Genomic DNA, 14,953 nt, shown 5'->3' on the forward strand with positions numbered 1-14,953 from the left:
CGATCAAACTCCTATCTGACGGCAATCCCGATGTCTAAGGTAAAATTGGGGATTGCCTTCGGTAGGAGACTTTCGATGTGACTCCTCCGCTCCCTGAAGAGAGCGGCTTCTCGCTAAGCCGCTCGCGCAGCCTCACGAAGGGCAAGCCCTGCCCTCAGGATGTTGATCGCCGCGTTCACATCGGCGTGCGCGCCGTGCCCGCATGCCCTACACGCGAACTCGGCCTGGGTACGGCGATTCTCCTTCGTGCAATGCCCGCACCGCGAGCAGGTGCGGGAGGTATTGGCGGGATTCACCGCGATCAGCTCTCGACCGGCGCTTTCAGCCTTGTACGACAGAATCGTCAGGAACACCCCCCACCCCGCGTCCAGGATGCTGCGGTTCAGACCCGACTTCGCCGCACCGCCGTTGGGCAGATACCCACCCTCGCCATCGGGCCTCGGGGCGGCGCGCCTGGTCATGTTCGTGACACGCAGGTCCTCGCACACGATCACGTCATAGCCGCCGACCAAGGTCAGTGCGGCTTTGTGCGCCCCGTCCAGACGCCTGCGGCGCACCTGGGCGTGCAATGCGGCGACGCGGGCCACCTGCTTGCGGCGTCGCGTCGAGCCGCGCTTCTTACGTGCCAGGTCCCGCTGTGCCCTGGCGAGCCGACCGGCGGAGACGGCCAGGTGCCGCGGGTTGTCCAAAAGGTCGCCGTCGCTGGTGGTGACCAGCGACGCCACCCCCAGGTCGATGCCCACCGCCTTCCCGGTCGCGGGCAACGGCTCGGCAGGCACGTCGTCACACGACAGGATCACATACCAGCGCGACCCCTCCCGCTTGACACTGATCGTCTTCACTGTGCCGCGTACTGGCCGGTGCCGGTGCACCCGGACGTGGCCGACACCTTGCAGGCGGACGTAGGTGGCGCTGGGGTGTTCGGGCTGGGAGTCCCAGCCGCAGCCGTCACCGTCCCTGGGCCACTCGACGGTGTCGAACCATCCCTTGCCCTTGAAGCGGGGGAAGCCCGCCTTCCCGCCCGTCTTGAGACGCCGGAAGAAAGCTTGAAACGCCTTGTCCAGGCGGCGCAGGGTGGCCTGCTGAGAGGAGAACGACCACCGGCCCTGCCCACCGGTGTCCTCTGCGCGGATGTCCTTCAACTCCGCCGACTGGTCGCCGTACCTCACACTCACCCCCGCCTTGGCGTAGGCGGTGCGGCGGTGCTCCAGCGCGGCGTTGTACAGGGCGCGGTGATCGTCCAAACAGGCGGTCAACGCGATCGCATGCCCTGCGGTGGGACGCAACAGGAACTTGTAGGACCTGCGCATCACACCACCACCCTCACTGGAACTCCTGTTCCCACCGTATCGAATGTCGAAAAGAGGCGACGCGGAATGCGCAGACCTGACAGGTCACCGCACGCTCGGGCCTGGGCGGCCCTCCCGCTCCCGATTCCCCTGTCGCCTGAAGGCGACGGTCCCCTCGGGAAAAGCTGATGGCGCCTTGATCCCAAGGGGTGAAGGCAATCGGACCTTTCGGAGAATCGATGAGTTCGGGACCTACAGGGAGAAGTAGGCACCCGGCCCTCGTTGAGCTTTTTCTTTTGGGAGCCTCGACGGACCGATCGTTGAGGAGTGGTCCGTGGGGGAACAGCGACGTCCATTGACGTTGGAAGATCGCTAGGAAATCTCGCGATGCCTGGCCGTCAGTCTCTCGAACAAGGAGATAGCGCGGCATATCGACCGGAGTGAGTCGGTGGTATGTCGGGAAATCCTCCGTAACGGTGGTCGTGAAACGTATCGTGCTCACGCGGCGCAAAGACGCGCCGAGGCGGGGAGGCGCCGCCCAAAAGACCGGAAGCTGGACGGTGACCCCTGCCTGAAGCGGGCGGTGGTGTCGCGGTTGCGGCATGGGTGATCGCCTGATCAGATCGCGGGCCGGCTGAAGTATGACCGGTGTTTCGGGGAGACGGTGGACACGGTGTCTCATGAGGCGATTTACACCTGGATGTACGCGTTGCCCAAGGGAGAGCTGAGCCGGCTCGGTATCGAGTTGCGGTCGGGCCGCGAGCGCCGCAGACCTCGTGGGCGGCAGGGCTCGCCCGGTGCCCGGATTGTGGGGATGCGCTCCATCGACGAGCGTCCGGCCGAGGTGGAAGGTCGTGAGATTCCCGGACATTGGGAGGGGGATCTCATTGTTGGCGCGAGGGGGGCAAGTGCGGCTGGAACGCTGGTCGAGCGGAAGAGCCGGTTCACTCTTATTGTCCCGCTGCCGTTCGGCAGGACGGCCGAGGCGGTCTGCGATGCGTTGATCGACACGGTCCGGGATGTTCCGTCCCAGCTGATGAAGTCGATTACGTGGGATCAGGGCTCGGAGATGGCCAGGCATGCCGCGCTATCGGTCAAGACTGATATCGATGTCTATTTCGCTCACCCGCATGCGCCGTGGGAGCGTGGAACCAACGAGAACACGAACGGGCTCATTCGGGAGTACATTCCTAAAGGGACAAAGATTTCAAACGATCCCACCTTTCTGAATTCCGTGTCTCAATCTCTCAACACTCGCCCGAGGCGTATACTTGACTACAGAACGCCAGCCGAAGTGTTCGCCGAGATGCTCTCCGAACTTGCTTCCACCGATTGATACCGCCATCTGACCAAACCTGAATTACATGAAACTCAACCGATTCAAATGTGCGATTAGCCTCATCTCGCCCTCGAGCACATACTCTGATTCTGTAGTCGCTCTGCCCTTTGGAATTCAGTAGAGGAAAGTCTTCTGCCCCGCCACCGAAAAGCTGTTCCAAAAAGAGTGGTTCCTCTGCGTGGAAACTGACGTCGACGATCTCATCCCAAGCCTCAAGATCAAGTGGCGGCTCCGACTCGTGAAGCTCCAGACGCAGATAGATGTCCCCGTCATCTAGCCCAGTCGGAACGGCGAGAGACCCTGTATAGACATCCACTAATCCGTTTCCGCCGCTCACCATTGAGTGCTTGATGTTTACTGAGTGTTGGATGAGGTATTGATTTTTGCAAGCCCTAATGGGTGTCCATTCACGGGGGTGAGCCCGCGTCAAGCGGCAATGGGCGTGGGTAGCCAGGTGTGTCCAGCGAGGACGGCGTGAATGCCTGCATTCCGCGTAATTCGGAGCGGCTAGAGCTCGAAAATGGCATCTGACCTGGGAAAACATACGGAGACACGCCGAGTGGGCGTGTCTCTAGGAGTTCGAGCACGGGTCCGAGGTCAGAAGGGGGTGGCTAGCTCGATGATCTGCTGAGGCGGGGTGATGCCGAGCTTGGCCAGCAGGTCACGTTGGACCTTGGTGGGCTCGGTGCGCTGACGGAAGCGGCCCGCGGGACCGTGGAAGGTACCGATCTGCAGACGGTTGAGGTGACGGCGGATGCCCATCCAGGTCTCACCGACGGTGTTTTCGATGATGCGGACCAGCAACAGGGCCAGCCAGCACAAGATGACGTGGGCGCGGATACGTTCCTCACGACGGTGGTAGACGGGCCGCAGATCGATGATCGACTTCATGTCACGCCAGCCGCGCTCGACCTCCAGAAGCTGCTTGTAGCCGACCGCGATGTCTTCGGCCGGCAGATGCGGGTCCGAGCAGCGCAGCAGGTACTTGCCGTCCAGGTTGGCCTCGGCGTTGATCGCGCGGGCGTTGATCCGCAGGCGTCCGCCGGGGGTGGTGCGCAGGTAACGGTTCAGCGCGGGCCTGGTGCTGATCTTCCCGCGTAGCTCGGCCCGTTTGATCGCGCTCAGCGTGTCGGAGCCGTCGATCAGCTCATGCAGTTGGGTGATGAGTTGCTCACGGACGTGGGCGTCGCGGGCGGCGGCCTCGGGGTTGTGGCAGATCACGAACCGTTCGTGTTCGCTGACCTTGACCTCTTTGATGCGCATGTTCGCGGCGATGTCGGCGTAGCGGCCCTGCCGCGACAACGCGGTGGTGATCTCAGGGGAGTCTGAGCGGAGTTTTTCGCCGATGATGTAGTGATGATCGCCTTGGCGTAGGTAGCGGCGATTGGCCGCGGAGGCGAATCCCCTGTCGGCCACCCACACAATTTTGGACAGGGTCCAGTCCCGCATGTCGTCCTTGACCTGCCGGATCAACGCTGAATCGGAGGTGTTGCCGGGCCATGACCATACCCGGACCGGGATGCCGGAGCGGGTGACGGCCATGCCGATGACGATCTGCGGCAGGTCATCGCGGGAGTCCTTGGACTTGCCGTAGGTGCGAAACCCGGTCCTGTCCTGCTCGTCGTTGAACTCGGATTCGGATTCGGCTCCGGGAAGGGGCAGGCCGCGCTCGTCACGAGCAATCGGCTCGTCGGCCTCGTCGAGTTCGAAGTAGGTGCTGGTGGTGTCGAAGAACAGCAGGTCCACCTCCAGATTGAGCAGGTTGGCGACCTGGTTGTAGACCTCGGCCTCCATTCGTTCGCGGACGTCGTGCAGCCAGTCCATGGCCCGGTAGCAGGCGTCGTCGCTGGTGGCTGCCAGGCCGTCGATGTGCACGTCGTTGCTGATCCAGTCGGCGGCGGCCAGTTTGGACGACGGCGCCAGGGCGCGGTTGGCGACCAGGGCGAACAACACCCGCTCGGCCGAGATGTCACGGGGCCGGCCGCGGCGGCCCTGCAGGAGCCGGATGAGGATCTGGTCGATGCCCAGTCGGTGCCATATCCGGTCCAGTGCGTAGGTGCCGCCGTAAGGGCGTGATTCTAGGAACGCCAGGTCCGAAGGTGTGGTGGTGGTCAGTGCTTCGGCCGGGTTCAGCAGGTTGGATAGAGACGCGACCAGCCGGGTGATCGCGGCCCGGTCGAGTCGGTCTTCCCGGCCGAAGCTGTGCAGGATTTTGGGCACGGAGCGGCCTGCGACCGGGTCCCACTCGTTGTGGGCCAGGTGCAGGTAGCGGACAGCCGTGCCGTTCTTGGTCTTCCGGCTGGTGGTCTTCACATACATCGTCTCTAGACGATACCCGCCCAAACCGGGATCTAACGGGGCAATTCACGTGGGCGTTTCTCTAGGCGATTTCGGGCTCCGACTCTAGCCTCACCCTTCTGAGCTGGAAGTTCATCCGTTCGGAGTCTCCAGTAGCCGCGAATTACGCGGAACTCAGGGAATGGCGTCGATCGCGCGGATGCCGTGGCCCTTGGTGGTGACCAGGTAGGAGCGCACGCGGCAGTACCGGCTCAGGGTGGCCATGGTGTGCCAGTGGCCGGAGACCGCTTGATGGCGTTTCGGCTCCTTGAGTGCCTGCTCGGAGGCATTGTTGGTGAACGGGACAGTGAAGTTCGTGGTGAACGGCCAGACCTGCTCGGCTTTGACCTTCAAACGGCGGGCCAGCCGGTAGCCGGGATGGTTGCCGTCATGCCAGTCTCGGTGCCGGTTGGTGATCTCTCCCCAGTTGACCTCGTGGTCGTAGCGGGCTCGCAGGCCGACCAGCAGATCATCGTCGAGGCGGTCCCGGTCGTCGGCGGCGGCCTGACCGACCGCGGCCAGCGCTTGGAGCAGGATCGTGCGGACGCGTTCGGCCCAGCCCTGCTCGACGGGGTGCAGGTCACGGACCCCGGCCAGGTGGCGGATCATGTGCGCTCCGCATTGCTGCACTCCGGCCAGTTGCTCGTCGAACTGAGCCCAGCCTTTGTAGTCGTCGCGGACCAGGTAGCCCGCGTACCCGTCCAGGACACCCAGGGCCTTGATCGCTTCCTTGGAGCGGGCGCCGATCGGCTTCAGCCAGACCAGCCGCTCGTCGGGGGTGCGCACGCTGACGATGTGCGGTTGGCCGGGCAGCGGCTGCCCGCTCTCGTCGGTGTTCTTGCGCAGCACGTTGACCGGCGTCTCGTCGACGCAAAGGACGTCCTCGCCTTGCAGGGCGGCCTTCATCGCCTCATCGCCCAAGGCCAGCAGCATGATCGCCGCTGCGTTCACGTTCGGCCCGTACACCACGCTGCCCGCCTGGCCGAACGGCGCAGCCGCGCGGGTCGTCGTCCCACAGCCGCAGCACGCCGGCGTCGGCAGCAGCCAATGCGTCTTTTCCACCGTGATCGGCGGGATATCCCACACCTGCGCCCAATCGGCTCCGACCTGACGTGCCCCGGCCAGGTCATGGCCGCATCCGGAACACTCGGCCGGCGGCTCGGCCGTCTTCTCCGTCCGCTCGCCTTTCGGCGCCGGGGTCAGCCCGACCCCCTTGCGGCCCTTCTGCCCGCCGGGCTTGCGGTCCTTCGACCGCTCACGCTGCGAGGTCAGCCGCTCGGCCTTACGACGCGCCTTGGCCGCGATCGACTCCTTCGACTCCGGTGTGGAGGAGTTCGAGCTGTCCATCCCCAACCGGCGTTCCAGCTCGGCCAGCCGCAGCTCAAGAAGCCTGCGCGCCGCGCGCTCCTCCTCCAACAGCACCTTCAGTACCGCGATCTCGGCGTCCTTGAGCTCCACCACCCGGCGCAGCTGCTCGTTGGCAGCACGCCACGCCTCTTCGGCCGTAGGGGGCGGGATGTCGGACACAAGACAGCATGATCGAGGATCACGTCCCGGCGATCAAACCGAGGTCGCGCCGCAGGTCACGAGACCCCGTGAATGGACACGACCTAATAGCAGCGGAAGCAAAGTGCGCCACAGAACTCTCCGTTCATACCGGCCAATATCCCCAGCTCCAATGATGTCTGATGGTCAAGCATTTCCCAGGAAAAGTGCCGGAACACGTCAGACCAGGATGGCCAGTGAACGCAACCGTTCGTCCAGGTCCTGGACGTACTTGTTGCCCTCCCACGGCGCGAGCCGAGCACGAGTCTGTCGCACGGAGTGAACCAGACGAGTGGAACTGTGCCCCACGACGGCCTGCGCAGCCTTGTCAATCATGGTGACGGCCGCCGGAATCTCCTGCTTCTTGATCAGTACACTCGCATATTCGAGCTGAAGGATGCTTTTGACCCGGACAGAACCAGGCCCCATCTTCGCAAGCCTCTGCTCCACTTCGACTATCGCCCAGTCGAACTGCCCGGCCTTGATGAGGCAGAACACGGCATGGCGAGCGATGCGGTCCGGTTCAAGCCAGAAAAGGTGCCGGAGTTCCGCTCCGTTCCGACTGCTATCCGCCAATCTGACAGCACGGTCGAGCATCCGAAGCCCTTCCCCGTCACGTCGCGTATTCGAGAGCACCCTGGCGACTATGGAGAAGGTCGCGGCCTGCTGCAGACCATTGCCACTGTTCTTGGCCCACCCTTCGGCTGCGAAAGCATGATCTATGGCCATGGTTGGCTTGCCGTGAAAAATCGCCATGTCAGCCATCAGCCCGTGCAGATGAGCCAGGAGAGCAGGAGTACCCAGCTCGTAAGCCGCAGCCAGCCCTTCCTGATAGCGACGTGTGGCACTCGTGTAGTCCATCAGGTCGTAGTGGCACCAGCCCGTCATGTGGCTGAGGCTCCAGTAGACGCGCAGTAGGCGCTCGCGCAGGGCCCGGGTGAGGGAGCCCCGTTTGAGGAGGTCGTCGACCATCGCGCGCTTGGCCTCAGCGACCGGTAGAACCTGTCTGGGGCCGGACGCCTCGTCCATGGCCCACAGCCGGGCGGTGAGCCGTTCCAGCACGTCGATGGTGGTCGCGTCGATCGGGTTCTGGTGGCGTGCGGCGGCGGCCAGGCGTTCCCGTTCCGGCGGGGTGAGGTGGCGGAGCAGCCCCAGGGCGGGCGTCCCACCCAGGACCAGGGCCAGTTCGAAGAGCAGTTCGCGGCGTTTCACGTCGGCCTCCTCTGCGCCGACCGCGCGCAGCAGGTCGGCACAGCGGGCGGGCGCGGGCGCGGGAACGAGTGGGGAAAGTGCCTTCGTTCCCTTGGTGCCCGGGATGGCCGGTGCGGACACCTGGCGGCAGTAGTGCGCATCGAGGTGACGGTGATCTACCTGGTCGATCAGGTCCCGGTCCCGTACCCCGTATGAGGCGTAGACCTCGTCGGTGACCAGGCGTCGGGCGGTGGTCTGGTAGACGCGGGCGAAGATGGTGACCGCCCCGGCGCCGGGACGCCGCCCGGCCTGCGGCCAGGCCTCGTAGTCGTAGAAGCGCGCCGCCCGCAGGGTGGCGGTGCCCGCCGGATCGAGGTCGTTGTAGGCCGCCACCACGTCGCCCGCCGTACGACCGTGGGCGTAGCGGTACAGCCGCAGCGGGCTGACCTGGTGATCGAGGGCGAACACCCCGGCGATCTGGTCGAACGTGAGGCAGCAGGCCCGCAGCGCCTCACTACGCCGCCTGCACCCCAGCAGGATCCGGTATCCCTCTCCGGGCATCCGCACTCCCTTCCCCGAACACACACGGATCGTATGCCTCTGGTCACGGAGAATGACAGCCGGGCGGGGAAGTGGGGATCCTCGACCGTCGAGCGCGATGTTCTCGCAGTTCAACGGCACTGTGCGCGGAGTATCTCGCCGGCGGTATCCCGGAGGGCTACCGCGCGGGAGGGCCGGGCCACTGTTCTGCTGACGATTTCCCGCCGACCAGGAGACCAGGAGAGCACGCATGACCGCTACCCACGACGGCGTGGCCCCGGAGTTGATCGACGCCATGGTACGGCTCCGCCCCGGCGGCATGACCTGGCGACGGACCTTCCCCGGCCGGCCCGCCCAGGTTCCCGAGGCCCGGCGCTTCGTCAGGTTCCTGCTGGCGGACTCGTCCTTTCAGCGGGACGCGGAGCAGATCGTCGCCGAGCTCGCCGCCAACGCCGTCCGCCACACCGCCAGCGGATGGCCGTGCGGCACGTTCGTCGTCGAGGTCGTCCGCAGGCCCGAGGCCACCCGGGTGACGGTCTACGACTCCGGCCGGGGCTCCGTCCCCGCCATCGTCCATCCCGCCCTCCTCGGCGAGGGCGGCCGGGGACTCCCCCTGGTCACCGCCCTGGCCTCCCAGGTCGGCTGCCGAGGCACCCAGTCCCACGGCCACGCCGTCTGGGCCCAGTTCAGCACCGGAAAAGCCTCGGCCCCCCTCCGAACGCCCACGGCGTAGACGGCCATGATGGTCAGCGGCCCTCGGCCCAGAGGTCGCCGAGTACAGGGCCGATTCCCCTGGTGGCAGCAAGTGCACGCTCACGGTGGGCTTCGGTCACCGGGGAAGCGGGAGAAGGGTCGGCGAGCACGCCGAGCCGGTGCGCACGTGCGCGAAGCTCCGCCCGGGCATCTCGCGCCTCATCGGACAGACCGCGAGCGAGGATCTCCACGGCGGTGGCGTTGACGGAACGGCCGGTGCGACCGGCCCTTCGGATTATGCGCCGATGCAGATCGTCATCGATTCGGAGGAGGAGTTTCCTCATGCCTTGAGGATAGTGATCAGAGCCACAGGTCGCGTCCACGGATGTGGTGTACGAGCATCCGAATCCGGTAAGCCGGTCACAGTGGAAAAGCGCGGCGTCGTCCGTGGGGAAAAGCGCGGCGAGGGTGGTGGAGTGGTTCAGGGCCGCTCGTCGGTGTCGCGTCGTGCGGGGTCGAAGGTCAAAAGCGCGCCGAGGGTGGTGGAGTGGCCCCAGACCGCCCATCGGTACGGGTCCGCCGCGGTGTGGAAGGGTTCGGGGCCGCTCCTCGCCGCCGCCTCGCGCGGGGCTCTCGCCGTGCGGGGTACGAAGGTCCGCGGGATGTCCGGTCACGGGTCGCCCCCGGCCGGGTGCGGGGACGAATCGGGCCTTCCACCACGAAAAGCGGCCCACCCGAGGGGGTGGGAGTGGCGCCTTTCTTGATCTGGGTGAATCCGCACGCCCCCAGCGTGCCAACTCACCCAGATCATGGAAAATCCCCGATCGTCACCACCACGGCCCCGCCTCCACGCCCGCCATGACCCGCTTTGCCCCCTCCCGGAGCTCCACCGGCCCGCCCCCGGTCACCCACACCCGGCCAACGCCCGCCACCACCCCGCACGATGCGCTACCGGTGAGCGGCCCCCAACCACTCCACCACCCCCGCCGCGCTTTTGACCTTCCACCCCGCACAACGCGACACCGGTGAGCGGCCCCCAACCACTCCACCACCCCCGCCGCGCTTTTCCCCACGTACTACGCCGCGCTTTTCAACGGCGATCAGCCAGGCGCGACGCGGGTACCGATCTCAAACACTCGTACACCACCTGCGCGGACGCGGCCGAGTCACAAAGCGATCTCACTTGCCACTGTTCCCGAGCGCGCGACAGAAGGATCCGGGCCGGGGGCAGGACGCACGGAATTCTGACGGGATCGGCGCACACCCTGAGATCATCCCCCAGTGCACAGGGCAACACGGGATCGGCGCACACCCTGAGATCATCCCCCAGTGCACAGGGCAACACGGGATCGGCGCACACCCTGAGATCATCCCCCAGTGCACAGGGCAACACGGGATCGGCGCACACCCTGAGATCATCCCCCAGTGCACAGGGCAACCGGGTACCGGCGGGTCCGGACATGCGACGGCCCCCGTGAAGAGTTCTCACAGGGGCCGTCTTGAAACGTGCTGGCCGTCAGAGACCGGCGGCGACGCGCAGGGAGTCGGCGCGGTCGGTGGACTCCCAGGAGAAGCCCTCGCGGCCGAAGTGACCGTAGGCGGAGGTGCCCGAGTAGATCGGGCGGAGCAGGTCGAGGTCGCGGATGATCGCGGCCGGGCGCAGGTCGAAGACCTTGACCACGGCTTCCTGGATCTTGCTGACCTCGATCTTCTCGGTGCCGAAGGTCTCGACGAAGACGCCGACCGGGTGCGCCTTGCCGATGGCGTAGGCGACCTGGACCTCGGCGCGGTCCGCCAGACCGGCGGCCACGATGTTCTTCGCGACCCAGCGCATGGCGTAGGCGGCCGAGCGGTCGACCTTGGACGGGTCCTTGCCGGAGAAGGCGCCGCCGCCGTGGCGGGCCATGCCGCCGTAGGTGTCGACGATGATCTTGCGGCCGGTCAGGCCGGCGTCGCCCATGGGGCCGCCGATCTCGAAGCGACCGGTCGGGTTGACCAGGAGGCGGTAGCCCTCGGTCTCGATCTCCAGGCCGGCCAGGACCGGGTCGACCACGTGCTCCTTGATGTCGGGAGCGAGCATCTCCTTGAGGTCGATCTCGGCCGCGTGCTGGGTGGAGACGACCACCGTGTCGAGCCGGACCGGCCTGTCGCCGTCGTACTCGACGGTGACCTGGGTCTTGCCGTCGGGACGCAGGTAGGGCACCGTGCCGTCCTTGCGGACCTGCGACAGGCGCTCGGCCAGGCGGTGCGCCAGCTGGATCGGCAGCGGCATCAGCTCGGGGGTCTCGCGGCAGGCGTAGCCGAACATCAGGCCCTGGTCACCGGCGCCCTGGCGGTCGAACTCGTCGCCCGCCTCGCCCTCGCGGTTCTCGTAGGCGTCGTCGACGCCCTGGGCGATGTCGGGCGACTGCGCGCCGATGGACACCGACACGCCACAGGAGGCACCGTCGAAGCCCTTGTGCGAGGCGTCGTAACCGATCTCGAGGATCTTCTCCCGGATGAGACCGGGAATGTCGACGTAGGTCTCCGTCGTCACCTCTCCGGCGACGTGGACCTGACCGGTGGTGATCAGCGTCTCGACCGCGACGCGGCTCTTGGGGTCACCCTTGAGCATGGCGTCGAGAATCGCGTCACTGATCTGGTCGGCGATCTTGTCCGGGTGGCCCTCTGTGACCGACTCGGAGGTGAACAGGCGACGGGACAAGTCAGTGGCTCCTCATGCAGCGGCTGCTGGCGTCTGTGGCTCTGGCATCGGCAGGACACCAGTAGCGCTCCGGCGAATTCTAGCCCCACCTGATGCGGGGCCGCGAAACCGTCTCAGATCGTGTCACCCTAAATGTTCAGATCATGTAGTGGAAGAGCTGCGGGTTCACCGAAATCGGCCGCGGGGAAACACGGCCGGCCGTGGAGCGAGGCTCACAGGTCGGGCAGCGGATCGGGCGGCAACGTCTCGGGGGCGAAGACCTCGGCGTCGGCGGCGGAGATCACCGCGGCGTACTCCTCCTCGATCTCGAACACCATGCCGCCGAGCTCGATGGCCGCGCCCGCGGAGAACTCCAGCGGGCCGAGCCGGGTGCGCCGGGTGTGGGTGGCGTACACCGAGGTCGGCGCGTTGCGGTCGAAGAACTTGGTGGAGAGCAGGTAGATGGTGCGGTCGGTGATCACGATGAGGAAGGCCGCCATGCCCGGGGTGCCCACCGACAGCGCCGGCAGGACGTAGTGGATCTCCTCCCCCGGCGGAAGCAGCGCGCGGCATCGGGCCCTGACAGCGGCGGCGACCGGCATGATCCGCACCCCTCCCGGCTGCGATGAGGCAGGGCATCTGGGAGGCAGTATCCGCCGGGAGGTGGCCTACGGCAAGTGGTCAGGCCAGGCGCGCGGCGACGAGGTCCCAGACCACCTCGGCGAGCGCCTCCTTGGGGCCGCGCGGGATGTCGACCCGCTCCCCGTCGGAGAGGAGGACCACCGCCGCGTTGTCGGGCGTGCCGAAGGCGAGGTCGTCGCCGACCTGGTTGACGACGAGCAGATCACAGCCCTTGCGGGTGAGCTTGGCCCGCCCGTTGGCGAGGACGTCGTCGGTCTCGGCCGCGAATCCCGCGATCACCTGAGGGTACGGCTTGAGCCCTTCGCGGCGCCGCTCACCCAACTCCGCCAAAATGTCGGGATTTTTCACTAGATGGATGGCATCAGGCTCATCGGCGGTCTTTTTGATCTTCGACCCGCTCCGCGCCGAGGGCCGGAAGTCGGCGACGGCGGCGGCCATGACCACGGCGTCGGCGCCCTCCACTGCCTCCAGCACGGCGTCGCGCAACTCCAGAGCCGAGGTGACCCGGACCACCCTGACCCCCGCGGGGTCGGGCAGGGCGACGTTGGCGGCCACCAGGGTGACCTCGGCCCCCCGGGCGACGGCCGTGCGGGCCAGGGCGTAACCCTGCAGGCCCGAGGAACGGTTGCCGATGAAGCGGACCGGGTCGATGGCCTCGCGGGTGCCCCCCGCGGAGATCACCAGGCGACGGCCCACCAGGTCGGCGGGGCGCCCGGAGAGGACGCGGCGGCAGACCTCGAAGATCTCCTTCGGGTCCGGCAGGCGGCCGGGGCCCGTATCGGCCCCGGTCAGGCGGCCCACCGCGGGATCGACGACGATCGAGCCGCGTTCGCGGAGCGTGGCCACGTTCGCGCGGGTCGCGGGGTGCTCCCACATCTCGGTGTGCATCGCGGGGGCGAACACCACCGGGCAGCGCGCGGTGAGCAGCGTGTTGGTCAGCAGGTCGCCGGCCAGCCCGTGGGCGGCCTTGGCGAGCACGTCGGCGGTGGCCGGCGCGACGACCACCAGGTCGGCGCCCTGTCCGATGCGGACGTGCGGCACCTCGTGCACCGACTCCCAGACGTCGGTCGTGACCGGGTTGCCGGACAGCGCGGCCCAGGTCGGCTCGCCGACGAAGCGGAGCGCCTCCCTGGTCGGGACCACGCGCACGTCGTGGCCGGACTCGGTGAACAGGCGCAACAGCTCGCACACCTTGTAGGCGGCGATGCCCGCGCTCACACCGAGGACGACTCTCGGCCTGCTGGGAACCACGGAGGTCTCGGCCTCGCCTGCGGTCGGCATCGAGGTGGGTCAGCCCTCGATCGGCTCGGAGGTGAGCAGGCCCTCGCTGACCTCGCGCAGCGCGATGGAGAGCGGCTTCTCCTGCGCGTGGGTCTCGACGAGCGGGCCGACGTACTCGAGCAGGCCCTCGCCGAGCTGAGAGTAGTAGGCGTTGATCTGACGCGCCCGCTTGGAGCCGAAGATCACGAGACTGTACTTGCTGTCGACGATGTCGAGCAGGGCGTCGATCGACGGGTTGGTGATGCCTTCGGAGTAGGCGGCGCTGGTTGCCACGTGTGATTTCCCCTAGCTAGGTGAACGTCCGAGGCGTGAACCCTCGGGAGCATCAGCCAACAAGGCTATCAGCCGATGGCATACATCCTGGACTGACGTGTTGACGAGCGTCAGGTCGAACTCCCGCTCGGCCGCCATCTCGATCCGGCCGGCCGCCAGGCGGCGGGCGATGACGTCCTCGGGCTCGGTCCCCCTGCCGCGCAGGCGCTTCTCCAGCTCCTCCCAGGTCGGGGGGGCCAGGAAGACCAGCAGGGCCTCGGGCATGGTCGCACGGACCTGCCTGGCGCCCTGGAGGTCGATCTCCAGCAGCGTGGGCACCCCGGCGGCGAGTTTCTCGAGCACCGGGCCGCGCGGCGTCCCGTACCGGTTTCCGGCGAACTCGGCCCACTCAAGCAGCTCGCCGGAGCCGGCGAGGCGGTCGAACTCCTCGTCGTCGGCGAAGAAGTACTCAACCCCGTGGGTCTCCCCCGGACGGGGCTTCCTGGTGGTCACCGAGACCGACAGCCACACCTCGGGGTGTGCCCGCCGAAGCTCGGCGACGACCGTGGACTTGCCGACGCCCGACGGCCCGGACAGGACCGTCAGGCGCCTACCGGCCGGGAGTCCGGCGAGGGCTCGCGCCCCCTTCGGACCTCCGGCCAAGGATGTGGAGCGACCGGCTCCGCCCTCGGCGGTTGCCTCCGGAGTCCGACTCTCGTCGGACCGCGACGTTCCGGTCACTCCAAACCCCCCGTGATGCTGTCCCCATATGGGGTGAACGTGGTCGTATGAACCGAGATTAGCTCTCGGCCCCGCCGAACTCACGCTCGAGCGAAGCTCGCTGGTTCGTGCCCAGGCCCCGCACGCGGCGGGACTCTGCGATGCCAAGCCGCTCCATGAGCTGCTTGGCGCGAACCTTGCCCACGCCGGGGAGCGACTCCAGAAGGGCCGAAACCTTCATCTTGCCGATGACGTCGTCGGCCTGCCCGTCTTTGAGCACCTCAGTCAGAGAGACCGCACCGTGCTTCAGGCGGTTCTTAACCTCGGCACGCTCTCGGCGGGCCTTGGCAGCCTTCTCTAGGGCTGCGGCGCGCTGCTCAGGGGTTAGGGGAGGAAGAGCCACGCCGGGTCACCTCGAATTTCCTGTCGATGTACTCGGAC

12 protein-coding genes and 1 pseudogene are annotated in these 14,953 nt (G+C 66.8%); 2 read left to right on the plus strand and 11 right to left on the minus strand.

Going from position 1 to position 14,953, the window contains the following annotated elements; all coding sequences use genetic code 11:
• Positions 1 to 113: 113 nt before the first annotated feature.
• Entirely contained in the window at positions 114 to 1,310 is a 1,197-nt protein-coding gene (locus tag OIE13_RS18005; RefSeq protein WP_326828439.1) for an RNA-guided endonuclease InsQ/TnpB family protein, read from the minus strand.
• 358 nt (positions 1,311 to 1,668) lie between these two features.
• Here OIE13_RS18005 and OIE13_RS18010 point away from each other — a divergent pair.
• Positions 1,669 to 2,625, plus strand: a pseudogene (locus OIE13_RS18010) (IS30 family transposase).
• A 600-nt stretch (positions 2,626 to 3,225) separates the two neighbouring features.
• Here the strand turns inward: OIE13_RS18010 and OIE13_RS18015 are convergent.
• The 3 genes from OIE13_RS18015 to OIE13_RS18025 form a co-directional block, all read right to left on the minus strand.
• On the minus strand, positions 3,226 to 4,947 hold the full coding sequence (locus OIE13_RS18015) for an IS1634 family transposase (RefSeq protein ID WP_326828440.1): 1,722 nt from the start codon (positions 4,945 to 4,947) through the stop codon (positions 3,226 to 3,228).
• Positions 4,948 to 5,100: 153 nt separating this feature from the next.
• Positions 5,101 to 6,492: an IS66 family transposase gene (locus OIE13_RS18020; protein WP_326828441.1), complete on the minus strand. Its 1,392-nt coding sequence runs from the start codon at positions 6,490 to 6,492 to the stop codon at positions 5,101 to 5,103.
• A gap of 198 nt (positions 6,493 to 6,690) precedes the next feature.
• Positions 6,691 to 8,262 (minus strand): hypothetical protein, encoded by a 1,572-nt coding sequence (locus OIE13_RS18025; protein ID WP_326638257.1) that lies wholly within the window; start codon positions 8,260 to 8,262, stop codon positions 6,691 to 6,693.
• 229 nt (positions 8,263 to 8,491) lie between these two features.
• On the opposite strand from OIE13_RS18025, the gene OIE13_RS18030 reads away from it, so the two are divergent.
• Positions 8,492 to 8,974, plus strand: coding sequence for an ATP-binding protein (locus OIE13_RS18030; RefSeq protein WP_326638255.1), 483 nt, complete (start codon positions 8,492 to 8,494; stop codon positions 8,972 to 8,974).
• Between the two features lie 13 nt (positions 8,975 to 8,987).
• Here OIE13_RS18030 and OIE13_RS18035 read toward each other — a convergent pair whose 3' ends face one another.
• The 7 genes from OIE13_RS18035 to mihF all read right to left on the minus strand — a co-directional run bounded on the left by OIE13_RS18035 (position 8,988) and on the right by mihF (position 14,915).
• The gene (locus tag OIE13_RS18035) at positions 8,988 to 9,278 is read right to left on the minus strand and encodes a hypothetical protein (RefSeq protein ID WP_326638253.1); all 291 of its coding nucleotides are present in this window, start codon (positions 9,276 to 9,278) and stop codon (positions 8,988 to 8,990) included.
• A gap of 1,172 nt (positions 9,279 to 10,450) precedes the next feature.
• Positions 10,451 to 11,638 carry a methionine adenosyltransferase gene (metK, locus tag OIE13_RS18040; RefSeq protein ID WP_326638250.1) on the minus strand — a complete coding sequence of 396 codons (1,188 nt, stop codon included), beginning with the start codon at positions 11,636 to 11,638 and terminating at the stop codon, positions 10,451 to 10,453.
• Between the two features lie 212 nt (positions 11,639 to 11,850).
• Positions 11,851 to 12,219, minus strand: coding sequence for a hypothetical protein (locus tag OIE13_RS18045; protein WP_326638249.1), 369 nt, complete (start codon positions 12,217 to 12,219; stop codon positions 11,851 to 11,853).
• Between the two features lie 79 nt (positions 12,220 to 12,298).
• On the minus strand, positions 12,299 to 13,540 hold the full coding sequence (gene coaBC / locus OIE13_RS18050; RefSeq protein WP_326638247.1) for a bifunctional phosphopantothenoylcysteine decarboxylase/phosphopantothenate--cysteine ligase CoaBC: 1,242 nt from the start codon (positions 13,538 to 13,540) through the stop codon (positions 12,299 to 12,301).
• 9 nt (positions 13,541 to 13,549) lie between these two features.
• Entirely contained in the window at positions 13,550 to 13,813 is a 264-nt protein-coding gene (rpoZ, locus tag OIE13_RS18055) for a DNA-directed RNA polymerase subunit omega (protein ID WP_030909981.1), read from the minus strand.
• A gap of 12 nt (positions 13,814 to 13,825) precedes the next feature.
• On the minus strand, positions 13,826 to 14,455 hold the full coding sequence (gmk, locus tag OIE13_RS18060) for a guanylate kinase (RefSeq protein ID WP_326638242.1): 630 nt from the start codon (positions 14,453 to 14,455) through the stop codon (positions 13,826 to 13,828).
• A gap of 136 nt (positions 14,456 to 14,591) precedes the next feature.
• Complete coding sequence (gene mihF / locus OIE13_RS18065) at positions 14,592 to 14,915, minus strand: integration host factor, actinobacterial type (RefSeq protein ID WP_326638241.1); 324 nt, start codon at positions 14,913 to 14,915, stop codon at positions 14,592 to 14,594.
• Positions 14,916 to 14,953: the final 38 nt, after the last annotated feature.

The organism is Streptosporangium sp. NBC_01810 (assembly GCF_035917355.1).
In the GTDB taxonomy this organism is placed as follows: domain Bacteria; phylum Actinomycetota; class Actinomycetes; order Streptosporangiales; family Streptosporangiaceae; genus Streptosporangium.

Coding starts and splice junctions, on each gene's coding strand:
- OIE13_RS18005 (WP_326828439.1), bottom strand. CDS start 1,310: ATGCGCAGGTCCTACAAGTTCCTGTTGCGTCCCACCGCAGGGCATGCG.
- OIE13_RS18035 (WP_326638253.1), bottom strand. CDS start 9,278: ATGAGGAAACTCCTCCTCCGAATCGATGACGATCTGCATCGGCGCATA.
- OIE13_RS18025 (WP_326638257.1), bottom strand. CDS start 8,262: ATGCCCGGAGAGGGATACCGGATCCTGCTGGGGTGCAGGCGGCGTAGT.
- OIE13_RS18045 (WP_326638249.1), bottom strand. CDS start 12,219: ATGCCGGTCGCCGCCGCTGTCAGGGCCCGATGCCGCGCGCTGCTTCCG.
- coaBC (WP_326638247.1), bottom strand. CDS start 13,540: ATGCCGACCGCAGGCGAGGCCGAGACCTCCGTGGTTCCCAGCAGGCCG.
- OIE13_RS18015 (WP_326828440.1), bottom strand. CDS start 4,947: ATGTATGTGAAGACCACCAGCCGGAAGACCAAGAACGGCACGGCTGTC.
- OIE13_RS18030 (WP_326638255.1), top strand. CDS start 8,492: ATGACCGCTACCCACGACGGCGTGGCCCCGGAGTTGATCGACGCCATG.